This window comes from Aquabacterium sp. NJ1 (assembly GCF_000768065.1).
Lineage (GTDB): Bacteria > Pseudomonadota > Gammaproteobacteria > Burkholderiales > Burkholderiaceae_C > Aquabacterium.
On record NZ_JRKM01000001.1, the window covers coordinates 562,507 to 584,881 of the forward strand.

General features: G+C 64.7%; 20 protein-coding genes. 12 read left to right on the forward strand and 8 right to left on the reverse strand.

Annotation, left to right across the window (positions count from 1 at the left end):
• Window positions 1-64: 64 nt before the first annotated feature.
• The 4 genes from JY96_RS02500 to JY96_RS02515 all read right to left on the reverse strand — a co-directional run bounded on the left by JY96_RS02500 (window position 65) and on the right by JY96_RS02515 (window position 3,393).
• Window positions 65-1,096, reverse strand: coding sequence for a beta-ketoacyl-ACP synthase III (locus JY96_RS02500; protein WP_081960974.1), 1,032 nt, complete (start codon window positions 1,094-1,096; stop codon window positions 65-67).
• Window positions 1,097-1,107: 11 nt separating this feature from the next.
• A complete protein-coding gene (gene plsX / locus JY96_RS02505; protein WP_081960975.1) occupies window positions 1,108-2,247 on the reverse strand; it encodes a phosphate acyltransferase PlsX in 1,140 nt (379 codons plus the stop codon).
• Window positions 2,248-2,400: 153 nt separating this feature from the next.
• On the reverse strand, window positions 2,401-2,583 hold the full coding sequence (gene rpmF / locus JY96_RS02510; RefSeq protein ID WP_035034674.1) for a 50S ribosomal protein L32: 183 nt from the start codon (window positions 2,581-2,583) through the stop codon (window positions 2,401-2,403).
• Between the two features lie 207 nt (window positions 2,584-2,790).
• Window positions 2,791-3,393 (reverse strand): DUF177 domain-containing protein, encoded by a 603-nt coding sequence (locus JY96_RS02515; RefSeq protein ID WP_035034676.1) that lies wholly within the window; start codon window positions 3,391-3,393, stop codon window positions 2,791-2,793.
• An 80-nt stretch (window positions 3,394-3,473) separates the two neighbouring features.
• Here JY96_RS02515 and JY96_RS02520 point away from each other — a divergent pair, with 80 nt between their 5' ends.
• From JY96_RS02520 to JY96_RS02540, 5 genes are read left to right on the forward strand one after another with little or no spacing between them, the layout of a single operon-like run.
• Complete coding sequence (locus tag JY96_RS02520; RefSeq protein WP_369796114.1) at window positions 3,474-4,136, forward strand: nucleoside triphosphate pyrophosphatase; 663 nt, start codon at window positions 3,474-3,476, stop codon at window positions 4,134-4,136.
• Between the two features lie 41 nt (window positions 4,137-4,177).
• Window positions 4,178-5,032, forward strand: a complete 855-nt coding sequence (locus JY96_RS02525) for an SAM-dependent methyltransferase (RefSeq protein WP_081960977.1) — start codon at window positions 4,178-4,180, stop codon at window positions 5,030-5,032.
• Between the two features lie 58 nt (window positions 5,033-5,090).
• Entirely contained in the window at window positions 5,091-5,591 is a 501-nt protein-coding gene (locus JY96_RS02530) for a DUF3429 domain-containing protein (RefSeq protein ID WP_052162056.1), read from the forward strand.
• Window positions 5,592-5,632: 41 nt separating this feature from the next.
• A complete protein-coding gene (locus tag JY96_RS02535; protein WP_035034680.1) occupies window positions 5,633-7,474 on the forward strand; it encodes a M61 family metallopeptidase in 1,842 nt (613 codons plus the stop codon).
• Window positions 7,459-8,613 (forward strand): DUF3108 domain-containing protein, encoded by a 1,155-nt coding sequence (locus tag JY96_RS02540; protein WP_035034683.1) that lies wholly within the window; start codon window positions 7,459-7,461, stop codon window positions 8,611-8,613. The genes JY96_RS02535 and JY96_RS02540 overlap by 16 nt, the downstream gene beginning before the upstream one ends.
• 39 nt (window positions 8,614-8,652) lie before the next feature.
• On the opposite strand, the gene JY96_RS02545 is transcribed toward JY96_RS02540, so the two are convergent.
• Both JY96_RS02545 and JY96_RS02550 read right to left on the reverse strand, forming a co-directional pair.
• Window positions 8,653-9,405, reverse strand: a complete 753-nt coding sequence (locus JY96_RS02545; RefSeq protein WP_035034686.1) for a DsbC family protein — start codon at window positions 9,403-9,405, stop codon at window positions 8,653-8,655.
• A 45-nt stretch (window positions 9,406-9,450) separates the two neighbouring features.
• Window positions 9,451-10,608: an FAD-dependent monooxygenase gene (locus JY96_RS02550; protein ID WP_035034689.1), complete on the reverse strand. Its 1,158-nt coding sequence runs from the start codon at window positions 10,606-10,608 to the stop codon at window positions 9,451-9,453.
• A 139-nt stretch (window positions 10,609-10,747) separates the two neighbouring features.
• Here JY96_RS02550 and JY96_RS21880 point away from each other — a divergent pair, with 139 nt between their 5' ends.
• The 5 genes from JY96_RS21880 (at window position 10,748) to JY96_RS02575 (ending at window position 17,034) form a co-directional block, all read left to right on the forward strand.
• The gene (locus tag JY96_RS21880; RefSeq protein ID WP_052162057.1) at window positions 10,748-12,643 is read left to right on the forward strand and encodes an ATP-binding protein; all 1,896 of its coding nucleotides are present in this window, start codon (window positions 10,748-10,750) and stop codon (window positions 12,641-12,643) included.
• 78 nt (window positions 12,644-12,721) lie between these two features.
• Window positions 12,722-13,816, forward strand: a complete 1,095-nt coding sequence (gene ychF, locus JY96_RS02560) for a redox-regulated ATPase YchF (RefSeq protein WP_035034691.1) — start codon at window positions 12,722-12,724, stop codon at window positions 13,814-13,816.
• Between the two features lie 204 nt (window positions 13,817-14,020).
• Window positions 14,021-15,577: a methyl-accepting chemotaxis protein gene (locus tag JY96_RS02565; RefSeq protein ID WP_052162058.1), complete on the forward strand. Its 1,557-nt coding sequence runs from the start codon at window positions 14,021-14,023 to the stop codon at window positions 15,575-15,577.
• 44 nt (window positions 15,578-15,621) lie between these two features.
• The gene (locus tag JY96_RS02570) at window positions 15,622-16,332 is read left to right on the forward strand and encodes a hypothetical protein (RefSeq protein WP_035034693.1); all 711 of its coding nucleotides are present in this window, start codon (window positions 15,622-15,624) and stop codon (window positions 16,330-16,332) included.
• Window positions 16,333-16,527: 195 nt separating this feature from the next.
• Window positions 16,528-17,034, forward strand: a complete 507-nt coding sequence (locus JY96_RS02575; RefSeq protein WP_052162874.1) for a chemotaxis protein CheW — start codon at window positions 16,528-16,530, stop codon at window positions 17,032-17,034.
• A gap of 6 nt (window positions 17,035-17,040) precedes the next feature.
• Here JY96_RS02575 and JY96_RS02580 read toward each other — a convergent pair whose 3' ends face one another.
• Window positions 17,041-19,647: an ABC transporter permease gene (locus JY96_RS02580; RefSeq protein WP_035034695.1), complete on the reverse strand. Its 2,607-nt coding sequence runs from the start codon at window positions 19,645-19,647 to the stop codon at window positions 17,041-17,043.
• A 73-nt stretch (window positions 19,648-19,720) separates the two neighbouring features.
• On the opposite strand from JY96_RS02580, the gene JY96_RS02585 reads away from it, so the two are divergent.
• Entirely contained in the window at window positions 19,721-20,455 is a 735-nt protein-coding gene (locus tag JY96_RS02585; RefSeq protein WP_035034697.1) for a YoaK family protein, read from the forward strand.
• A 9-nt stretch (window positions 20,456-20,464) separates the two neighbouring features.
• Window positions 20,465-21,325 carry a dioxygenase gene (locus tag JY96_RS02590; RefSeq protein ID WP_035034698.1) on the forward strand — a complete coding sequence of 287 codons (861 nt, stop codon included), beginning with the start codon at window positions 20,465-20,467 and terminating at the stop codon, window positions 21,323-21,325.
• A gap of 6 nt (window positions 21,326-21,331) precedes the next feature.
• On the opposite strand, the gene JY96_RS02595 is transcribed toward JY96_RS02590, so the two are convergent.
• Window positions 21,332-22,375, reverse strand: a complete 1,044-nt coding sequence (locus tag JY96_RS02595) for an adenosine deaminase (RefSeq protein WP_035034701.1) — start codon at window positions 22,373-22,375, stop codon at window positions 21,332-21,334.

Below are 22,375 nucleotides of genomic sequence, written 5' to 3' on the forward strand. Positions count from 1 at the left end.
GTCTCTCGTGGTTGTTCTGTATGTAGAAAAAAGCTGAAGCAATCGGGGCGAGATTGGGGCGACTTCAATAGTCGACCAGCACCGCACCCCAGGTGAAGCCCCCGCCGACCCCTTCGAGCATGAGGGTCTGCCCACGCTGGACCTGCCCGCTGCGCACAGCGTGGTCCAGCGCCAGCGGAATGGAGGCCGCCGAGGTGTTGCCGTGCTGATCCACGGTCACCACGATCTTGTCATACGGGAGTTTCAGTTTTTTGGCAGTGCCCTGCATGATGCGCAGATTGGCCTGGTGCGGAATGAGCCAGTCGATGCAATGCTCATCACGCCCGGCGGCATGCAGCACCTCGTGCGCAGCCTTGTCCAGCACGGTCACGGCCAGCTTGAACACCGCCTGCCCGTCCATCTTCAGGGTGGCGTCGCCCAGAATCTGCCCACCCGAGACATTACCGGGTACGTTGAGCAGATTGGCATGGCGCCCGTCGGCATGCAGGCAGGAGCTGACGATGCCAGGCTTGTCGGAAGCTTCCAGCACCACGGCACCCGCGCCATCACCAAAGAGCACGCAGGTGGTGCGGTCCTTGAAGTCCAGCAGGCGGGAAAACACCTCGGCGCCGATGACCAGCGCCCGGCGTGCTGCGCCCGAACGGATCATCGAATCCGCCACGGTGAGCGCGTAGATGAAGCCCGAGCACACCGCCTGCACATCAAACGCAGGGCAACCATGGATGCCGAGTTCGCGCTGGATCAGGCAGGCCACCGACGGAAAGACCATGTCCGGCGTGGAGGTGGCACAGATGATGAGATCGATGTCGGCTGGCTGGACGCCGGCGGCCTCGATGGCGCGGCGCGCGGCCTGAACGCCCAGCATGCTGGATGTGACATCCGGCTCGGCAAAATGCCGCGACTGGATGCCCGTGCGTTCGACGATCCAGGCGTCGGATGACTGGATGCCTTCGGCTGCCAGCTGGTCAACCAGATCCTGGTTGGTGACGCGGCGCGGAGGAAGGTAGCTTCCTGTTCCGGCAATGCGGGCATGGGTGGCGCCCGGCAAAGTCTGTTGGGGTGAACGAGAACGGTCGTCTGTATGTCTTGTGGACATTGAAGGGAGGATCAGGCCGCCTGCCCCACATCCGCCGAACCGCTCGAGTCAGCCGAAGTCGGCAGACTGACAAGCGTGGCAGCGATCTGGTCGTGAACCCGGTCCAAGAGCTTGTGACGGGCGGCATCATAAGCCCGATTCAAGGCCACTTCAAACGCCAGCTTGTCGGATGAGCCATGGCTTTTAAACACAAGGCCACGCAAACCCAGCAGCGCCGCACCGCTGTAACGGCGGTGGTCAACGCGCATTTTGAAGTGATTTAGCACCGGCATGGCGACCAAAGCCGCCATTTTGGTGAAGATATTGCGCGTGAACTCTTGCTTGATGAAAGCCGAGAACATGCCGGCCAGCCCCTCGGCCGTCTTCAGGGCGACGTTGCCAACGAAGCCATCGCACACGACGATGTCCGAAGTTCCCTTGAAAATATCATTACCTTCCACGTTGCCGTAGAAGTTGAGCAGGCCCCGCTCATTGGCCGTACGCAGCAGGTCACCGGCCTGCTTGATGACCTCGCTGCCCTTGATCATCTCTTCGCCGATGTTGAGCAGGCCCACACTGGGGCTGTCCTTGCCGTCCACCGCCGACACCAGGGCGCTGCCCATGACGGCGAATTGCAGCAGGTGCTCGGCCGTGCAATCCACATTGGCGCCCAGGTCGAGCACGGTGGTGAAGCCGTCCTTCTGGTTGGGCATGACCGTGGCCAGCGCCGGGCGGTCGATGCCCTCGACCGTCTTGAGCAGGTAGCGCGCCAGCCCCATCAGGGCGCCGGTATTGCCAGCCGATACGCAGGCGTGACCCAACGCTGGCTTGTCTGCCGTGGCCTTGAGCTGGCTGATGGCCACGCGCATGGACGAGTCCTTCTTGCGGCGCAGTGCCACTTCCACGGCGTCATCCATGGTGACCACCTCGGTACAGGCGACCAGCGTGGTGCGCGGCCAGTTGCGCGCGGGCTCGATGGCCTCTGCCAGACCCACCAGCACCAACTCGGCCTCCGGGTGCTTGTCCAGGAAGGATTTGGCGGCGGGCAAGGTCACCGTCGGGCCATGGTCGCCACCCATGCAGTCCACCACGATGCGTACAGGGGACAGCACCCCTTCGGACGATCGGACTCCCGCAGCCGGGCCGGACGAGTTAGGCGTGGAAACAGTCATGGGCAGATTCGAATGGCATGCGGCTCGCTGTACAGCAAAGCACAAGCAGCGCGCACAAAAGAACAAGGGCTGGCGCGAACCGATTTGCTCGGTTGACCCAGCCCTCTTGGCGTGTCTCTTCACCCGGCCATTGACCGGGCGAAACCTGAAAGATCAGGCGTCAGCCTTGGTCTTGAGGACCTTGCGACCACGGTAGAAACCGGTGGGGCTGATGTGGTGACGCAGATGGGTTTCGCCAGTGGTGGGTTCCACAGCCGTGCCTGGCGTGACCAGGGCATTGTGCGAACGGTGCATACCGCGCTTGGAGGGCGACTTTTTGTTTTGCTGAACGGCCATGATGGACTCCGGAAGTGCGAACTTGTTTGCAGCTCGCGGGTTGTCAGACCGCACCGATGCCTACCCCAATTTGGCTGGGGCCGGCCGCCTTGCAGTCCGCAAGTGTTAATGAAAATTGCTTGTGATCAAGCTTGATTGACCCGCAGCTACCGAAAGGGTAACCCGGAAAACTCGCGATTCTAGCACGAGTCGCGCACTGATATCAAATCAGGAACGATCCTTTTTCAGGGAAGCCAGCACCGCAAAGGGGTTCGGGCGCCCGGAGGCGGTCGTGGCCTGACCTTCCCCGGCCGGCTCTGGCGAGGCGCCCGGTGGCAAGGCCTCGGACTCGGCCGTCATCAGCGACACCACGTCCGTGGGGCACTGCTCGTGGCGCGGCACGATGGGCAAGGCCATGATCAACTCGTCCTCGATGAGGCCCATCAGATCGAACTGCCGCGACAGCGCCAGCACATCGTCCTCGCTGTCGGCATCCAGCTCCGCCGCCGCCGCTTCGTCTTTCACAAAGCGGATGCTGTGATCGACCATCATCGGCAGGACCACGGCATGCAGGCAGCGCTGGCACTCCATGGCCATCTGCCCTTCTGCCTTCAGATCCAGCCAGAGCTGGGGGCCGCCCACGCGTTGCGGCACCTGCCGCCCGGTGGCAGACCAGTTGACGGGCAACAAGGCGTCCACATTGGCGTCTTTGGCCAATTCTTCAGCCAGGCGCGACAGATCCGTCACGGGCAAAGCCCCTTCCAGCGTGTCACCTGATTCGATAAATGCCTCGATGTCGAGCTTACGGGGCGCAAAGGTACGTGCTTTCATTCCCGCCAGTTTAGGGCAAGGTCGCCAACCCGGGGACAATAGCCTCCTGCGTACCCACCTGCGCAAGTCGCACCCAGCCATTGCCCATGCCTCTTCCCGCCACGACCAACAGACCGCAAACCGTTCAACCCGACGCCAACTGGCCCCGCCTGGTGCTGGGCTCGACCTCACCTTATCGCAAGGAGCTGCTGTCGCGCATCGGCCTGCCTTTCGACACCTGCGCGCCCCGCGTCGAGGAGACGGCGCTGGCCGGCGAGTTGCCGCGAGACCTGGCCTGGCGCCTGGCTCAGGCCAAGGCGCAAGACGTGGCCAGACAAGGCAGCGGCGACATGCTGGTCATCGGCTCGGACCAGGTGGCCGAATTGAACGGGCAGGCATTGGGCAAACCCGGCACACACGAACGCGCCAAAACCCAATTGCAGGCCATGCGCGGCCAGCGCGTGCTGTTTCACACCGCCGTCTGCGTGGTGCGCCCCCAGACAGGCTATGTCGGCACCCGGCTCAACACGGTCACCGTCACTTTCCGCCACTTGAGCGACGAGGACATCGAGACCTATCTGCAAGCCGAACAACCCTACGATTGCGCTGGCAGCGCCAAGGCGGAAAGCCTGGGCATCGTGCTGCTGGACGCCATTGAGTCCGACGACCCCACGGCCCTGATCGGTCTGCCGCTGATTGCCACCAGCCAGCTGCTGCGCGAAGCGGGTGCCGACCCCTTGGGCTGGCGCACGGCCTTGCGTTGAATCGGCAACGCCCCGGCGTCGACACCCCACATCACACTGCCATGTCATCCACACAACCAAACACATCCGGCCAGCCTGCAGGCCAGTCAACAGGGCAACGAACAGGCCGATTGCTGCTGATCCCCAATACGCTGGATTTCGGCTGCCTGGACGGGGGCACCGGCGAGACGCCGCCAGACCTGCGCGAGGTGCTGCCCATGGGCGCCATCACGGCCGCAGCGGGCCTCACCCACTGGATCGCCGAAAACGCCAAAACGACACGCGCCTTTCTCAAACGCGTGGGTGAGATCACCCCTTTGCGCGCGCCTCTGCAAGAACAGGACATCCAGGTCTTGCCGCGACCCAACAAGGGGGGGCACAAAGGTGGCGCCAAACGCCCCGACCCGCAAGAAGATCGCCAGATCACCGACTTGCTGGCCCCGGCCCTGGCGGGCCACGACGTCGGCTTGATTTCGGAAGCAGGCCTGCCCGGGGTGGCCGACCCGGGCGCCGCCGTGGTGCTGGCTGCGCACAAGGCAGGCATCGCCGTGCTGCCCTTGTCGGGGCCCAGTTCGCTGGTGCTGGCCCTGGCAGCCAGTGGCCTGCATGGCCAGAGCTTCGCCTTCGTGGGCTACCTGCCGGTGGAGGCACAAGAACGGGCTCAGCGCATCAAGGATCTGGAACAGACCTCGCGCAAGGCCCACCAGACGCAACTGGTGATCGAGACACCTTACCGCAACACGGCCCTGTGGCAGGCTCTGCTGCAGCACCTCCAGGCCAACACCCTGCTGAGCGTGAGTTGCGGCCTGACCCTGGCCCAGGGCTGGAGCCGAACCGACACGGTGGAGCGCTGGCGCAAGCAGGCATTGACTCTGCCTGACGACATTCCCGCTGTTTTCAGCTGGTTGGCCGCCTGATGAGCCCTCACGAGCACGCGCTTCTTGCCACAATGGCGACATTGCCCAGAAGTCCCCTATGAACGCCCTGCCCGCCACCCATACCCTGCCCGAACACCACCATGCCGAGCCTGACGAGCTCGCGCGCAAGCTCGGTTATGCCGGCCTGGCGCCCTTTGTCGCCGGCGCGTTGTTTGTCTGGCTGCTGGTCGGGCGCATCGACGAAGAACCTTTCATGTTCGTGGTGCGCGCCCTGACAAGCTATGCCGCCCTGGTCGTGTCCTTCCTCGGTGGCATCCCCTGGGGGCTGATCATGTGGCGCTCGGCCTCCAGCATGCCCATGCCCGATCACCACAAGCGCGCGCTGTGGACGGGTGTCATCTACACGCTGGCCGCCTGGATGGCCTTGCTGATGCCGCCGCATGCCGGGCTGGTCATCATGGGCGTACTGCTGGTGGCCTGCTATTTGTCTGACCGCAAACGCTACCCGGAGCTGGGTGTGGCCGGCTGGCTGACGATGCGCTTTCGCCTCACCTGCGTGGCCAGCCTGAGTTGCTTCCTGGCGGCTGCCCAGATCTGAACGCTGAACGCCAAACAGTCCTCCCCGCTTTTGCACACACGATGATCCAATACCGCATTGAAGTGGCCGATGTCCACGCTCACCGCTTCCTGGTCACCCTGCGCGTGGACAAGCCCCAGCCCCGTCAGCAACTGAGCTTGCCGGTGTGGATCCCGGGCAGCTACCTGGTGCGTGAGTTCGCTCGCCACCTGTCCCCCCTGAAAGCCCGGCAAGGCACGAGAGACGTCCGGGTCACGCCGCTGGACAAGGCCACCTGGGAGCTGGACACCCAGGGCAGCGCCGCGCTGACCGTGCAGTACGAGGTCTACGCTTTCGACACCTCGGTGCGAGCCGCCTTCCTGAACGCGCAGCGCGGCTTCTTCAATGGCACCAGCGTCTTCCTGAAAGCACACGGTTTCGAAGACCTGCCCCAGGCCGTCAAGATCACAGGCTTGCCCAAGGGCTGGCAGGTGGCCACGGCGCTGCCGGCCGTCAAGGTCGATGCCAAGGGCGGCGGCGACTACCTCGCCCCCGATTACGACGCCCTGGTCGACCACCCCGTTGAGATGGGCCACTTCTGGCGCGGCGAATTCACCGCGCGCGGCGTTCGCCATGAATTCGTGGTGTCAGGCGCCACGGCCGATCTGGATGGGCAACGCCTGCTGGACGACACGCGACGCATCTGCGAGGCCCAGATCGGGTTCTGGCATGGCCGCCGCAAAGCGCCTTTTGACCATTACGTCTTCATGCTCAACGTGGTGGAAGACGGCTACGGCGGGCTGGAACACCGGCAGAGCACCGCGCTCATCTGCGGCCGCAAGGACGTGCCCCGCGTCGGCCGAACGGTCAACAAGGATGCCTACACCACGCTGCTGGGCCTGATCAGCCACGAATACTTCCACACCTGGAACGTGAAGCGGCTCAAGCCCATCGAGTTCGCGCCCTATGACTACACCCAGGAGAACCACACCCGCATGCTGTGGTTCTTCGAGGGCTTCACCTCGTATTACGACGACCAGTTCCTGCTGCGCACGGGCCTGATCGACGCGGCCACCTACCTCAAGCTGTTGGGCAAGACGGTCAACCAGGTGCTGGCCACCCCTGGCCGCCTGAGCTACAGCGTGGGCCAGGCCAGCTTTGACGCGTGGACGCGCTATTACCGCCCCGACGAAAACACCGCCAACGCCACGGTGAGTTACTACACCAAGGGTTCGCTGGTGGCACTGGCGCTGGACCTGGCACTGCGGGAATTGCCGGCATCCGGCAAAGCTCACCCCTCGCTGGACGGCGTCATGCAAAGGCTGTGGCAACTGGCCCGGCCCATCACGCAGGCTGATGTGGCCCAGGCACTGGCCGATGAAGCCGGCCGCTACCCGCAGATGCTGCCCGTCAAGGCGGGCACACCGGTGGTCGAAGCCTGGCAGACGCTGCTGGACAAATGGACGGAAGGTTGCGACGAGTTGCCGTTGCAACACCTGCTGGACCGCCTGGGCGTGGCCTGGAGCGCCAAGGCGGCGCCGCTGCCGCAGCAATGGGGCGTACGCATCCAGGACAACAGCGGCGCCGCCAAGGTTCAGGCCGTCATGCGCGGTGGCCTGGCCGAGCAGATTGGCCTGAGTGCCGGGGATGAATTGCTGGCCCTGGACGGCTGGCGCGTCAAGAAGACCGATGATCTGGCCGCGTGGCATGACGCCCAACGTGCACAAGCCTTGCTGGTCAATCGCGACCAACGCATCCTGACCCTGACCGTGCCAGCCTTGAACGCCGCCGCAGGCAAAGCAGGCAAACCGCCACGTGTACCGGCCTCGACACAGGCGGCCACCGACATCGTGACCCTGGCCTTGTCTGACGTGAGCTCGGCACCCGACAAAATGGTCAGGCGACAGGCATGGCTGCAGGCGTGACGAGCAAGCGCACTGGCTGGCGGGCTCCGCAACACCGTCTCGCACTGGCCGCGCTGACGGTGGGCGTGGTGGTGGCCCACCTGTGGGTGACCCACGAGGTTTCCTCCCGCATGCAGGAACTCGCGCCACCCGAGCTGAAGATCAAGCGCATGGAGGCCACCTATGTCACCCAGGTCAGCCTGAGTGCCCCCCCGGTGGCCGCTGCCGCCCTGCCCCCGCCCGCCCAGACGGCCCCCGCAGCCCCCGTGCCAATCAAGAAGCGCAAGCCCAAACCGGTCAAGGCGGCATCGGCCCCTGAGGAGCCCGACTCCGTGACCGAGAAAGAGGGCACTGGTGCGTTGGCCCAAGCGCCCGCGGCCTCTGAGCCCGCCAAGCAACCGGACCAAGAGGAAGCTTCTCCCGAAGACACCGCACAACCACCAGCCTATGCCCAAGAGTTGCCGAGCACACCCGCCGGGCCCACCTTTGTCTGGCCCAAGGCAACCAAGGTCAGCTACAAACTGGAAGGCTACTTTCGTGGCCCCTTTTATGGCACTGCATCTGTCGAATGGGTTCGGCAGGACAACCGCTATCAAGTTCGGTTGGACGCGAACGTACCGCTGCTGGGCAGCATGAGCATGATCAGCGAGGGCCTGATCAGTCGCGAAGGTCTTGCACCGGAACGCTACGAGAGCGTCAACAAGGTCGCCTTGCGCGCCCCGAAGGTCAACGTTGTCAGCTTTGAAGACAGCGAAGTAGTCCTGGGCACGGGCGAGCGCGTGCCGCGTGCGCCGAACATGCAAGACCCGGTCAGCCTGCTCATTCACCTGGCCTACCAGTTCATCACCAGGCCGCAGTTGCTCAAACCCGGCAACACCATCGAGCTACCGCTGGCGTACGGCAAAAAGGCCGAAACGCTGGCCTTTGATGTGATGGAAGAAGACGTGCAGCACACCGATATCGGTGACATCCCCGCACTGCGCGTCAAGCCCAGGCGCACGAATCAGGAAAAGGGTGACCTGGTCGGCGAGACCTGGTTTGCGCCCACGCTGCAGTACCTGCCGATCCGGATCCTCACCAAGGCGGGCGAGGTCACGCTGGACATGAAGATGGAAGGCTCGCCACAGCAAACGCCAGGCGACGAGCCCGGCAAGCCCTGAGGCCCTCGCGAGCCTCGGGCATCCAGGCGAACAAGCCGATCAGCCGCCGGTCTTGGCCGTAGCGCGGTTCAGGCGCTGCTCGATGACCGCGGCCGATGCAGCCGAGGCCAGGCGAGAGCCGTCCTCAAAGAACATGGCCGGCGTGCCCTGCACACGCAGCTTCTGCGACAAGGCCGCATTGCGCTGCCCTGGTGACGCGCACATGCCAAAGGCCTTGGCAGGTGCTGTGCCATTGAGCATCCAGTCGCGCCAGGCTTGCGTGCGATCCTTGACGCACCAGATGTTGTCCAGCTTGACCTTGGAGTCTTCGCCCAGGATGGGGATCATGAAGGTGTAGACCGTCACGTCCTTGATCTGCTGGAGCTCCTTTTCCAGGTGCTTGCAGTAACCACAGTTCGGGTCGGCAAACACCACCAGGCGGCGCTTGCCCGAGCCGTTCTTCCAGACGATGGCGTCTTTGAAAGGCAGGCTGGCGAAATCCACCTTGTTGATCTCGTCCAGGCGCTCTTCCGTCAGGTTGCGCTGGGACTTGACCTCCAGCATCTGCCCCTCGATGAGGTAATCCCCATTGGCGTCGGTGTAGACCACCTGGTTGCCCACCTTGAGCTCGATCAACCCGGGAATGGGCGTGGTGCGCGCAGACTCGATCTGTGGCAGATCAGCCAGGCGCGACAGCTTGAGCTTGAGTGCAGCCAACTGGCCCGCAGACAACTCACCGGATTGCGCCTGAGCCACGGGGCCCAGCGTGAGCACCAGGCAAGCCAGCGCCAGATGACGAAACTTGGAAAACATCCTCAGTCCTTTGAAGTGAAAACCGACCCGGCAGATTCAAGCTGCTCAGGCATCCAGGGCCTTGCCGATCAACCAGCTCTTGACGGGCCCCAGGCGTTGAACCAATGACATGCCGGCATTGCGCAAATCCTTCATGGGCACGCGCTGATCGGCAAACAGGTACAGCAGGCCATCCGTGAGGCCCGCCATGGCCTTGGTCGGCCACTCGCGCTGGCGAGCGTAACGGCGCAAGGTGCGCTCGTCACCTGGCGCGCGCCAAGGTTCGTCTGCGCGTGCCTGCTTGAGCACCGCCACCAGCGTGTCGACATCCGCCAGCCCCAGGTTGAGCCCCTGACCGGCCAATGGGTGCACCTGGTGCGCCGCATCGCCCAGCAGGACCCAGCCCGGCCCTGTCCAGCGGCTAGCTTGCGCCAAAGCCAGAGGCCATGCTGCCACCGGGGACGTCAGGCTCAACTCGCCGACCTTGGCTGGGGCTGTGGGGTCGGACTGCAGGATGGCATCCTGCAATTCGCGCTCGAACTCGGCGGGGCTCAAGGCCAGCAGATGTTCTGCACGCGCCTGAGGCACGGACCAGACCAGCCCATAAGAGGCCAGCGGGTCAGGCTGATTGAAAGGCAACAAGGCCAGGATGTCCGGCGAGCGGAACCACTGGCGGGCCACGCCGTGGTGGGCCTGCGTCGCCTTCAGGCGCGCAGCCACGCCCCAGTGGCCATACTCCTGCCTTGCAAAGCTGACACCCAGCGCCGAACGGGTGCTGGAATGCTTGCCTTCACAGATGGCCAGCAAGGCCGCCTCTACAGGTGCACCGTGCTCGCCCACCGGGGGCACCACCTCGACGCGAGGCGCAAACCGCAGGGCCTCGCCAAGCAGGCGCTCCAGTTCGGCCGCATCCACGATCCAGGCCAGCTCGCGCACACATTGCTGCCAGGCGGAAAACGACAAGGTGCCCCCCTCGTCGCCACGCACGTCCATTTCCATGACCGGCGCCGAATGGGCCTTCAGGGCTGGCCACACGCGCAGGCGCTCCAGCAACTGGATGGCCCGGGCATTGAGGGCATAGGTGCGCACATCCGGCGTCGCAGGCGGCTTGGTCGATTCGGGCGACCGCGCCCAAGCCACCTTCCAGCCATCGGCCGACAAGGCCAGAGCCAGGCTCATGGCCACTGCCCCGGAGCCACTGACGCACACATCAAAACCAGCCATAACCTTGAAACCAAATCGAACGTCAAACCTGTGCGCCCCATACGAAAACAGGTCGCGTTTCCAGTAATCTAACGTGGAATTCTTAAATCAATTTGAAAGCAGGGCGTAAATGGCAGTAAACCGTCTGTGGAGGGCTGCTTTGGGTCAATCCCTTGCCACTTCGGCCTCGCCCAATGAGGCCGGCCACACCCGCTATTTGTCGCTGATCGAGCGCAAGACGGCGTTGCGCATCTACCTGATCGCGGCCGTGGCGGCGCTCGTCCTGTGGGGTTGCGAGCTGTACACACAGTTGATCGCCCCCCATGACCGTTGGGCCCAGCCCGCCCTGGCCTTGCTGATGCTGTGGCTGTACCGCACGCTGGAGCGCAACCCTGACACCCTGGTGGCCACGCAGCGCATCGCCGCGGGCGGCCTGGGCATGTATTTCATGGTCAGCACCTTGTCGGCCCTGTTTTTCAACAGGCAGACGGTGTCGCCGTACTGGGTGGCCAACAACTTCCAGTGGATGCCGGTGGTGTCCCTGCTGTTGCACCTGACCTTTCCCTGGCGCTGGGCCGTGCGCCTCTCCCTGGGCATGCTCGCGATGGTGGCCCTGCCCGCCATCTGGCTGGAGCTGGCCACGACCGATCGCGCGTGGTCAGGCGTGATGCAGTCACTGGTGATCAACGGTGTGCTGATGCAGATCACCTTCCTGGTCAGCCTCATCAGCGTGGACCGGCTCAAGCATGGCATCGGCCTGATCGTGTCCGGCCACAAGGATGGCCCCAGCGACGCCCGCCAGGCGCTGGAGATGTGGGTCAAGGACCGCACCGATGAGCTGGCCCGGGCACGCGACGCAGCCGAATCGGCATCACGCGCCAAAAGCCGCTTTCTGGCCGTCATGAGCCATGAATTGCGCACGCCGCTGCACGCCATGCTGGTGTCGGCAGACCTGCTGGCCGACAAGGGACACTTGCCGGCCGACGCCCAGCGCGATGCCCGACTGCTGCACACGATCCAGACCAGTGGCCAGCACCTGCTGACCTTGATCGACCAGGTGCTGGAGCTGTCGCGCATTGAAGCGGGCAAGGTGGAGGCGGTGGAGCAGCCCATGGACCTGCACGCCATCGTCCAGAAGGCCTGCAACGCCGTCAAGCCGATGGCCGAGCTCAAGGGCATCAAGCTGCTGGTGGGCGTGCCAGACGACCTGCCCGCGACCCGCATGGGCGACGAATTGCGCCTGACGCAGGTGCTGATCAACCTGCTGGCCAACGCCATCAAGTTCACCACACACGGCCATGTGAGCCTGACCCTGCGGCGCCTGCCCCAGGCCGATGCCGGCGAAGACTGGCTGCGCATGAGCGTGATCGACACCGGCCAGGGCATGAGCGAGGCCGACCAGAGCAGGGTGTTCGAGGCCTTCTACCAAGCCGATAGCAGCAGCGATCGCCAGCACGGTGGCGCCGGCCTGGGACTGACGATCACCCAGGAGCTGGTCAACCTGATGAAGGGCAAGCTCAGCCTGAAAAGCCAGCCCGGCCACGGCACGCGCATGGACGTGGACCTGCCCTTGCCCATCCTTCAGGACACCAAGGTGCCCCCACTCCGCCCGCAGGGTGTCACACACGACCTCCAGGGCCAGTTGGTGCTGATCGTCGACGATGACGACGTGAGCCGCATGCTGGCCACCGAAATGCTGCTGGGCGCAGGTGCACGCGTCAAGGAAATCGACAACGGCCCGGACGCCCTGGTCTACCTGCGCAGCCACAGGCCGGCTGCCGTGCTGATGGACTGGCGCATGCCTGGCATGGACGGGCTGGAAACAACCCGTCGATTGCGCCAGGGTGAAGCAGGAGAACTCAGCCGGGACGTCGCCGTCATCGGGCTGACGGCCAATGCGTTTGACGAAGACCGACACAGCTGCCTGAGCGCAGGCATGAACAACGTGCTCACCAAGCCGGTAGACCGACAGCAACTGCTCGACGAGCTGACCCGCTGGATGCAACAGGCCCCTGCCTGGTCCGGGCGCGCCGCCAAGACCTCGTCTGCCGCGTAAAATGCGCGGTTTGGCGCATGCTGTCGGCCCGCGGGCTGGCAGCAGCGCATCCCCTTTTGTATCCAACCAGGAACATCCATGAGCCTCAAGTGCGGCATCGTGGGTCTGCCCAACGTCGGCAAGTCCACCCTTTTCAACGCTTTGACCAAGGCCGGCATCGCGGCTGAAAACTATCCTTTCTGCACCATCGAACCCAATGTGGGCGTGGTGGAAGTGCCTGACCCCCGCCTGGACAAGCTGGCCGAAATCGTCCAGCCCGAGCGCATCCTGCCGGCCATCGTCGAGTTCGTGGACATCGCCGGCCTGGTGGCAGGCGCATCCAAGGGCGAAGGCCTGGGCAACCAGTTCCTCTCTCACATCCGCGAAACCGACGCCATCGTGAACGTGGTGCGTTGTTTCCAGGACGACAACGTGATCCACGTGGCCGGCAAGGTGGACCCGATCGCCGACATCGAGGTCATCCAGACCGAGTTGTGCCTGGCCGACCTGGGCACCGTGGAAAAGAGCCTGCACCGCTACACCAAGGCCGCCCGCTCGGGTAACGACAAGGAAGCGGCGGCCCTGGTCAAGGTGCTGGAGAAGTGCCAGGCTGCGCTGGACCAGGCCAAGCCTGTGCGCTCGATCGATTTCAGCAAGGAAGAGTTGGCCATCCTCAAGCCGCTGTGCCTGATCACGGCCAAGCCCGCGATGTTCGTGGGCAACGTCTCGGAAGACGGTTTCGAGAACAACCCCTTCCTGGATCGCCTGCGTGAATACGCCGCCGCGCAAAAGGGTGAGGTTGTGGCCATCTGCGCCAAGACCGAAGCCGAACTGGCTGAAATGGACGACGAAGACCGCGCCATGTTCCTGGCCGAAATGGGCCAGGACGAACCCGGACTGAACCGCCTGATCCGCGCCGCCTTCAAGCTGCTGGGCCTGCAGACCTACTTCACCGCTGGCGTGAAGGAAGTGCGTGCCTGGACCATCCACGTGGGCGACACGGCCCCGCAGGCCGCCGGCGTGATCCACACCGACTTCGAGAAGGGCTTCATCCGCGCCCAGACCATCGCTTTTGACGACTTCATCCAGTACAAGGGTGAAGCTGGCGCCAAGGACGCCGGCAAGATGCGTGCGGAAGGCAAGGAATACGTGGTCAAGGATGGCGACGTGCTGAACTTCCTGTTCAACGTCTGACCTGACTTGCCTCACTGCAAAACCCCGCCCAGGCGGGGTTTTTTTATTCAGGCGTCAAACACGCTTTTTTTGCCAGAAGAAAGACAAATCGCTCAAGACGTGCCAAAAGTCGCCGAAACCCCCGGGAGCAAGGCGACTTGGGACCGGGCGACTGCCCCGCTTCATGGCGCCACCATTTCCCAGTATTGGACTTGGATCCAGGCCATGAACATGTTTTCCCTGATGCGCGGTTTCACCATTCGATTCCGCATGTACAGCGCCATCGCTGTGGTGCTCTTCCTCATGCTGCTGGTTGGCGGCATTGGCCTCTATGGCCTGATCCACAACCAGGCGGCAGGCGAGGAATACCGCAAGGCCTCCTTCTCGGAAGTGGGCGAGTTGTCGGACATGAGGGAAGCCCTGGGGCACATCCGCACCGCTGAAAAAGACATGCTGCTGATGGCGGGCGATGCCTCGGCCGTGAACAAGGCCACCCAGGCCTGGCATGACAACATCAAGCGCCTGCGCGACCTCTCCGCCGAGATGCTGGAGGGGGAAGAGGACGACGACAATGTGGTCGTGCGCAAGATGCTGGCGCAACTGGATGACTATCAGAAGGCCTTGGAAGCCGAGGCCGGCAACCTGGCCTCAGGCAGCCTCAGCGGCCATGATGGCCTGGGCAAACTGGGCTCGGCCATGGCCCTGGCGGACCAGTTTGACGCTCACCTCGACAGCATTGACAAGATCATGACAAAAGAGTCGGCGATCGCCGACGAAGAACAGCGCCAGACCGTCACCAGAACGGTGGTGTTCTTTGCCGGTGCCGTGCTGCTGTCCATCCTGATCGTCGGCCCCCTGACCATCCTCAACCAGATCTGCATCTGCCGCCCGCTGGAAGAGGCTCAGCGCATCGCGGACGCCATCGCGGCCGGCCAGTTGAGCAACCACGCCGACACCGGTGGCGCCGATGAACCGGCCCAGTTGCTTTCGGCCTTGCTGCGCATGCAGGAATCGCTGCGCGCCATCGTGTCGGACGTGCGCATCTCGGCGGACTCGATCTCGGTGGCCTCCAGCGAGATCGCCAGCGGCAACATGGACCTGTCGTCCCGGACGGAAAACACGGCATCCAACCTGCAGCAGACCGCCAACTCGATGGAACACCTCACCGGTACGGTGCGTCACAGCGCGGACTCGGCGCTGCAGGCCAATGAGCTGGCGCAGTCGGCTGCGAGCGCCGCCCACCGCGGCAACAGCATCGTGACAGAGGTCGTCTCCAACATGGACGAGATCGACAGCACCAGCAAGCGCATCAACGACATCATCAGCGTGATCGACGGCATTGCATTCCAGACCAACATCCTGGCGCTCAATGCCGCGGTGGAAGCGGCCCGCGCAGGCGAGCAAGGCCGTGGCTTTGCCGTGGTGGCGGGCGAGGTGCGCAGCCTGGCCCAGCGCAGCGCCACGGCGGCCAAGGAGATCAAGCAGTTGATCCTGGCCTCGGGCGCCAAGGTCGAATCCGGCACCCGCCTCGTCCACGATGCCGGCGCGGCCATGGAGGAGATCATCTCCAGCGTGCAGCGCGTGTCGGACATCATTGGCGAGATCACGTCCGCCGCCACCGAACAGAGCACAGGCATCGCCCAGGTCAACCAGTCCGTGTCGGATCTGGACCAGATGACCCAGCAAAATGCCGCACTGGTCGAGCAATCGGCTGCGGCTGCCGCGAGCCTGAAGGACCAGGCGATGAAGCTGACACAATCGATGGCCGTCTTCAAGGTCTGAGCTGATTCGAGCCGCAGCCAAGCCGCCTCATCACCCACATCGACATGCCCTTGCTGCCGCGCCTCGGGCGCCATCTGCCGCCCCTGCTGAGTTGCCTGGCAACCCTGACCGCCTGGGATGCCCAGGCTGGGCGCCCCCTGCTCACGGATGACGCCAGCGTCAACGACCAGGGCCAATGCCAGATCGAGACCTGGGTGGACAGTACGCCTGATGCGCGCAGCCATCACTTCGCACCGGCCTGTGGCCTGATCGATGGCCTGGAGTTGGGATTCGAGCTGATCAGGGTGGCCCCCAGCGAAGAACATGCCCAGACCAGGGCATTCGGCGTGAAATGGGCGCCTGACTGGGCGACGTGGCAGGGTTGGCGCTTCGGGCTGAAAGCGGGCACCAGCAGCGAGAAGGCGGCCGATGGCCTCCAATGGCACCAGTCCATCGTCGGGTTCAGCACCCTCGCCAGCGTGCCGCTGGACGCCCAATGGACCTTGCACCTGAACCTTGGGCGCGAGCGCAACAAGCTGGACCAGGTCGGCACCAACAACTATGGGGCGGCCCTGGCCTGGGCGCCGCACGAACGCTGGCTGGTGTTCGCGGAGGTCGTGGGCCACGGCAACACGCCGGCCACCCAGGCTGTGGGCCTGCGCTGGTGGCTGCTGCCCGAGCAACTGGGACTGGACGCCACAGCCAGCCGCGCCAATGCCACCCCCAACGGCCGCGCCTGGGGCGTGGGTCTGGGCTGGTACGGCATCAAGTTCTGAGGCGACCAGGCTGCGCCCCCATTTCGGGCTTCAGTTCTGCGCGAACTGACCGATATTCACGCAAGACCAGTCTCCACGGTGTACGCCCCGCTTGGCGCACGACCACGATCCCGAAGGACGAGCATGGAAACCCTGCAAGCCGCCCCCCAGACCCAGCCTGCCGCCCGCGGTGATGCCGCCCCCTCGGGTTTTGGCATGCGCAACAGCGTCAACCGCCAGGTGCGCCACGTGCCCGCCGGCCGTGAATACCTCACGTTCCGCCTGGGTACCGAGGAATACGGCATCGACATCCTGAAGGTGCAGGAAATCCGCTCGTACGAGCCGCCCACCAAGATTGCCAACGCCCCCGCCTACCTCAAGGGCGTGGTGAACCTGCGCGGCGTGATCGTGCCCATCGTCGACCTGCGCGTGAAGTTCAACTGCTACAACGAAGACGGTCAGACTGAGATCAACAGTTTCACCGTGGTGATCGTGCTCAACGTCAAGGGCCGCGTGGTCGGTGCCGTGGTGGACTCGGTGAGCGACGTGATGCAGCTGTCGGAGCAGGCCATCCAGCCCGCGCCGGAAATGAGCAACTCGGTGGTGGACACGACCTACATCACCGGCATCGCCAACGTGAGCGACCGCCTGCTGATCCTGATGGACATCGAATCCCTGATGGGCAGTGCCGAGATGGGGCTGATCAACAGCCTGTCGTCGTAAACAAACTCATTCAGCCTGCCGCAAGGTCAGGGCCACCGGCCTGTTGACCACACCGCGCAGGCTCCACCACCCGGCCGACCAGGCCAGCAGCGCCCCGATGAGGGCCCCGAACAAGGGCCACCACAGGGGCGCTTGCCATTGGAACTCGAACACCTTGGTGGCCAGGCCCCAGCCTATGGCCAGCGCAGCGGCCGCCGACATGGCGCCAGCCAGCGCCCCCAGGCTCAGCAACTCCACGTTCTGCACGGTGCCCAGCAAGCGCTGCGTGGCCCCCATGGACCGCAGCACGGCCCACTCGCGGGCCCGCCGCTCACGCGAGGTCATCAAGCCCGCCATGAGCACGATCAGGCCGGTGGCCAGGGTGAACACGAACAGGAACTCCACCGCCGTGATCACCTGGCCCAGCACGCTCTGGATCTGGGCCAGCGTGGCCGATACATCAATGACCGTGACATTGGGATAACGCTGCACCAGGGTGCGGTCCAGCCTGGCTTGAGGCGGCATCTTGAAGGCGGTGATGTAGGTGACCGGCCACTGGGGCATGTCCGCCTTGGGCGCCATCACGAAGAAGTTGACACGCATGGATGACCAGTCCACCTTGCGCAGGCTGGTGATGCGGCCCTCCTGCATCACGCCGGCCATGTCGAAACGCAAGCGGTCACCCAGCTTGAGGCCCAGGGTCTTGGCCAACCCCTCTTCCACGCTGAAGGCATCGGCTTCATCCTTCACGTAGCGCCCGGACACCACCGGGTTGTACGCGGGCGACTGCGCCGCGAAGCTCAGGTTGAACTCGCGGTCCACCAGGCGTTGCGCGCGCTCTTCTGCGTAGTCCTGCATGCGCACGGGCTTGCCGTTGATGGCCACCAGGCGGCCTCGCACCATGGGGTACCAGTCAAACTGCTTCACGCCGGCTTGCCGCAGATCCGCCTGAAAGGCCTCGACCTGGTCAGGCTGGATGTTGATCACGAAACGGTCCGGTGCATCAGGCGGCGTGGCGTTGCGCCAGCTGGCCACCAGGTCCGTGCGGATCAGGATCAGCAGCATCAGGGCCAGCAAGCCCACGCTCAGGGCGCAGACCTGCACCACCGTCTGGACAGGCTGGGCCGTGAGCTGGCGGGTGCCCAGGGTCCACCAGGTGGGCATCCGGCCGACCAGGCGGTCTGCCAGCACGCGCAACGCAGCCACGGCGACCATGCCCAGCAAGGCAAAAACCAGGACGGCCCCGACAAAGCCGCCCAAGGCGATGCCGCCCATCTTGGCGTCCCGCGCCACCAGCATCAGCAAGGCCAGCATGGCGCCGCCGCCCAGGGCCCCCACGGCGCTCGACATCGGCCGCAGCTGGCCCAGCTCGCGGCGCAACACGCGCAATGGCGGCACCTGTGCCAGTTGCAGCACCGGCGGCAGGCCAAACCCCAGCGTCAGCAACACGCCGACAGACAAGCCCAGCGCGATGGGCTGCCAGCCCGCTGCCGGCAGGGATACGCCAACCAGGTCGGACAAAAGGGCCACGAACACCAGGTGGAACAACCAGCCCAGCAGCAAGCCCAGCGCGCTGGCCAGCAGGCCCACCAGGGCAAACTGGAAGCCGTAAGACCAGGCCATCACGTGTTGAGGCACGCCCAGCACGCGCAACAAGGCGCAATCGTCCAGGCGGCGCTGGGCGAAGTCGCGCGACACCATGGCGACCGCCACGGCAGACAGCAAGGCCGCGAGCAAGGCCACCAGGCGCAGGAAGAGGCCGGCGCGGTCCAGCGTGGCGCGCATCTCGGGGCGTCCGTTGTCCAGTGTCTCCACCTTCAGGCCCCGCTGGGTTTGTGACACCTTGCGGGCGGCTTCGACGAATTGCTGCACCTGCTGGCTGCCATCCCCAGGCTGGCGCGCCAAGCGGGTGGTGTCGGCATCACCCTTGCGTGACGGGCCCGCGACCTGCAGGCGGTAGGTGATGCGGCTGGCGGGCTGGACCAGTTGCGTGCGGGGCAGATCGGCCTCGCGGATCATGACCCGCGGCGAGAAGGCCACAAAGCCGCCGCCCCGTTCCGGCTCGCTGACGATCACGGCGCCGATGCGAAACCGGGCCTCCCCCAGCCAGAGCTCGTCGCCCACTTTGAGGTTGAGGGCCAGCAACAAACCTGGCTCGACCCAGGCTTGCCCAGTCGGCGGGCCACCTGCGGGCGCTTTGTCTCCCGGGTGAACGATGCCATCGGCGCCCATGCTGCCCAGCGTCATCTGGCCACGCAGGGGGTAGTTGGGTGAGACGGCCTTCAAGGCCACCAGGCGAGCCTCCCCGCCCAGTTCATCGGGTGCGCGGGCCATGCTGGCAAACACCGCGGTTTCAGCCACACGCAGGCCTTTGGCCGCGGCGTCTGCTTTCAGCGACGCCGGGATGGGCTGATCGGCCACCACGACGGCGTCCCCCGCCAGCAGTTGGGCGGCATCACGGGTCAGGCCGCGTTCGATGCGATCGGCAAAAAAACCAACCGCGGTCAGGGCGGCGACGGCCAGCACCACCGCGAGCAGCAAAAAGCGCATGCTGCTGGCGCGCAGGTCGCGCCGGGTTTGAAGCAGGGCCCAACGCCAGGCGGGGACGGTCATGCTGCTGGACGACACGTTCATGCGAGTAGACTGGTTTGGCACAAAGATTGCGCGATGATGGCAGCTTATATGGAAGTTCGCTCCACCCACCAACATGCCCGTTGATTACCTCAGGACGCTCACTGCCCCGGAGCGCACCCGCCGAACCAATCTGCACCTGGGGCTGTCACTGGCTTTCGTGGCCGGCGCCACCAACGCGGGTGGCTTTCTGGCGGTCAAGGAGTACACCTCGCACATGACCGGGGTGGTGTCCAGCATGGCCGATGACCTGGCCCTGGGCCGCATGGACCTGGTGCTGGACTGGTTCACCTCCCTGCTGGCCTTCCTGTTGGGGGCGGCGACCTCGGCCATCCTGATCAACTGGGCTCGTCGACGGGCCTCGCGACATGAATACGCCCTGCCCTTGCTGATCGAGGCGACCCTGCTGCTGGCCTTCGGCGTGCTGGGCGCCATGCACCATTACATCGGCTCGTCCATGGGCATCACGGTGGCGCTGCTGTGCTTCGTGATGGGCTTGCAGAACGCCATGATCACCAAGGTGTCCAACGCGGAGATCCGCACCACGCACGTGACAGGCCTCGTGACCGACATCGGGATCGAGCTGGGCAAAATGCTGTACTGGAACGCCAGCGTGGAAGGGGAAGCCCAGCCCGTGGTGCGTGCCAACAAGGAGCGCCTGTTCGTGCACCTGGGGCTGGTGCTGTCCTTCTTTGTGGGCGGCGTGATCGGCGCGCTGGGCTTCAAGCATGTGGGTTATGTGTCCACCGTGCCCTTGGCCATCGTGCTGGCATTGCTGGCCTCCGCGCAGTTCCTGCCCATGCGTCGCTAGACTGTGCCCATGAGCACGCCAGCCCCCCTCCCCACCCTGTTCCTGTCACATGGTTCGCCCATGATCGCGATCGAGCCTGGCGAGGCCGGCTTGTTCATGCAGCGCCTGGGCCCGGCCATTGACCGCATCTGGGGCCGGCCGCGCGCCATCGTGATCATGTCGCCGCACACGGCCACGCGCACGCCCTTTGTGCTGGGCGCGGCGCACCATGACACCATCCATGACTTCGGCGGCTTCCCCGAGGCCCTGGACGACATCTACTACGACGCGCCCGGCGAGCCCGCGCTGGCACAGCAGGTCGCCCATCTGCTGGCCGATGCGGGGCTGCTGGCGCAGTTCACGCCACAAGGCGGGCTGGACCATGGCATCTGGACGACGCTGATGCACTTGTACCCACAGGTGGACGTGCCCGTGGTGCCGGTATCGCTGACGCCACAAAGCAAGCCTGCCGAGTTGCTGGCCATGGGCCGGCTGCTGCACAGCCTGACGACGCAGGGTGTGCTGGTGATCGGCTCAGGCAGCCTCACGCACAACCTGCACCGCTTCTTCAGGCACCCCACCCCGGTTGACGCGCCCGAGGAAAGTGACTGCGCGGCCTTCCGGGCCTGGGTGCAGGCGCGTACCGATTCGGCCGATTGGCCAGCCCTGCTGGACTACCGCGCCCAGGCGCCTTTTGCCGTCGAGATGCACCCGACGGACGAGCACTGGCTGCCGTTCTACTTTGCTGCCGGGGCCTCTACCCAGGGCGAGGCCATGCCGGCCTTGGGCAAGCGCCTGCATGCCAGCGTCACACACGGGCATCTGGCGATGGATGCGTATGGCTTTGGCGCGGGCGCGGCCTTGCTGGCCGATGCGCTGGCGCTGGGCTGACGCAGCTCAGGCGAAGCGCGCGAACGTGGCGTCCAGCTGGGCAATCCAGCCTGCCTTGGTCTGCGCATCCACGAAGCTGGCCTCGAAGCTGTTGCGCGCCAGCGTGTAGGCGTCGTCCGCATCCAGATCCAGGTCCGCAAAGGTGGCCAGGAAGTTCTGGTTCATGTAGCCACCGAAGTAAGCCGGGTCGTCCGAGTTGACCGTGGCCTTCAGGCCGTGCTGCAGCAAGGTCTTGAGGTTGTGATCCTCCATCTTCTTGAACACGCACAGCTTGATATTGGACAGCGGGCACACCGTCAAGGCCGTGCCCTGCCTGGCCAGGCGCTGCACCAGGGCCGGGTCTTCCACACAACGCACACCGTGGTCGATGCGCTCCACGTTCAGCACATCCAAAGCGCTGATGATGTAGGCGGGCGGGCCTTCTTCGCCCGCGTGGGCCACAAGGTGCAGGCCCAGTTCCTTGCACTTGGCAAAGACACGGGCAAACTTCTCGGGCGGGTGGCCGCGCTCGCTCGAATCCAACCCCACACCGATGAAATGTTGCCGGAAGGGCAAAGCCTCTTCCAGCGTCTTGAACGCGGCTTCTTCAGACAGATGCCGCAGGAAGCACATGATCAAGGAAGCGCTGACACCCAACTCCGTCTTGGCCCTGTCGCAGGCACTTTTCAGGCCCTTGATCACCACCTCGAAGGGCACACCGCGGTCGGTGTGCGTCTGCGGGTCGAAGAACATCTCCGTGTGCACCACGTTGTCGGCCTTGGCCTTGAGCAGATAGGCCCAGGCCATGTCGTGGAAGTCCTGCTCCTTGAGCAGCACCGAGGCGCCCGCGTAGTAGATGTCCAGGAAGCTCTGGAGATCGGTGAACGCATACGCCGCACGCAGGGCCTCGACGCTGGGGTAGCTCAAGGCCACACCATTGCGCTGGGCCAGGGCAAAGATCAACTCAGGCTCCAGCGAGCCCTCGATGTGCATGTGCAGCTCGGCCTTGGGCATGGCCTGCACAAGTGCAGGCAGCTTGTCCCGGGAGATGGCAAAACGGGTTGGGGTCAT

What these genes read in the sequence shown, in the direction of transcription:
- JY96_RS02500 (WP_081960974.1), bottom strand. Translation starts at nt 1,096, where the DNA reads ATGTCCACAAGACATACAGACGACCGTTCTCGTTCACCCCAACAGACT.
- plsX (WP_081960975.1), bottom strand. Translation starts at nt 2,247, where the DNA reads ATGACTGTTTCCACGCCTAACTCGTCCGGCCCGGCTGCGGGAGTCCGA.
- rpmF (WP_035034674.1), bottom strand. Translation starts at nt 2,583, where the DNA reads ATGGCCGTTCAGCAAAACAAAAAGTCGCCCTCCAAGCGCGGTATGCAC.
- JY96_RS02515 (WP_035034676.1), bottom strand. Translation starts at nt 3,393, where the DNA reads ATGAAAGCACGTACCTTTGCGCCCCGTAAGCTCGACATCGAGGCATTT.
- JY96_RS02525 (WP_081960977.1), top strand. Translation starts at nt 4,178, where the DNA reads ATGTCATCCACACAACCAAACACATCCGGCCAGCCTGCAGGCCAGTCA.
- JY96_RS02530 (WP_052162056.1), top strand. Translation starts at nt 5,091, where the DNA reads ATGAACGCCCTGCCCGCCACCCATACCCTGCCCGAACACCACCATGCC.
- JY96_RS02535 (WP_035034680.1), top strand. Translation starts at nt 5,633, where the DNA reads ATGATCCAATACCGCATTGAAGTGGCCGATGTCCACGCTCACCGCTTC.
- JY96_RS02540 (WP_035034683.1), top strand. Translation starts at nt 7,459, where the DNA reads ATGGCTGCAGGCGTGACGAGCAAGCGCACTGGCTGGCGGGCTCCGCAA.
- JY96_RS02545 (WP_035034686.1), bottom strand. Translation starts at nt 9,405, where the DNA reads ATGTTTTCCAAGTTTCGTCATCTGGCGCTGGCTTGCCTGGTGCTCACG.
- JY96_RS02550 (WP_035034689.1), bottom strand. Translation starts at nt 10,608, where the DNA reads ATGGCTGGTTTTGATGTGTGCGTCAGTGGCTCCGGGGCAGTGGCCATG.
- ychF (WP_035034691.1), top strand. Translation starts at nt 12,722, where the DNA reads ATGAGCCTCAAGTGCGGCATCGTGGGTCTGCCCAACGTCGGCAAGTCC.
- JY96_RS02565 (WP_052162058.1), top strand. Translation starts at nt 14,021, where the DNA reads ATGAACATGTTTTCCCTGATGCGCGGTTTCACCATTCGATTCCGCATG.
- JY96_RS02570 (WP_035034693.1), top strand. Translation starts at nt 15,622, where the DNA reads ATGCCCTTGCTGCCGCGCCTCGGGCGCCATCTGCCGCCCCTGCTGAGT.
- JY96_RS02575 (WP_052162874.1), top strand. Translation starts at nt 16,528, where the DNA reads ATGCGCAACAGCGTCAACCGCCAGGTGCGCCACGTGCCCGCCGGCCGT.
- JY96_RS02580 (WP_035034695.1), bottom strand. Translation starts at nt 19,647, where the DNA reads ATGAACGTGTCGTCCAGCAGCATGACCGTCCCCGCCTGGCGTTGGGCC.
- JY96_RS02585 (WP_035034697.1), top strand. Translation starts at nt 19,721, where the DNA reads ATGCCCGTTGATTACCTCAGGACGCTCACTGCCCCGGAGCGCACCCGC.
- JY96_RS02590 (WP_035034698.1), top strand. Translation starts at nt 20,465, where the DNA reads ATGAGCACGCCAGCCCCCCTCCCCACCCTGTTCCTGTCACATGGTTCG.
- JY96_RS02595 (WP_035034701.1), bottom strand. Translation starts at nt 22,375, where the DNA reads ATGACCCCAACCCGTTTTGCCATCTCCCGGGACAAGCTGCCTGCACTT.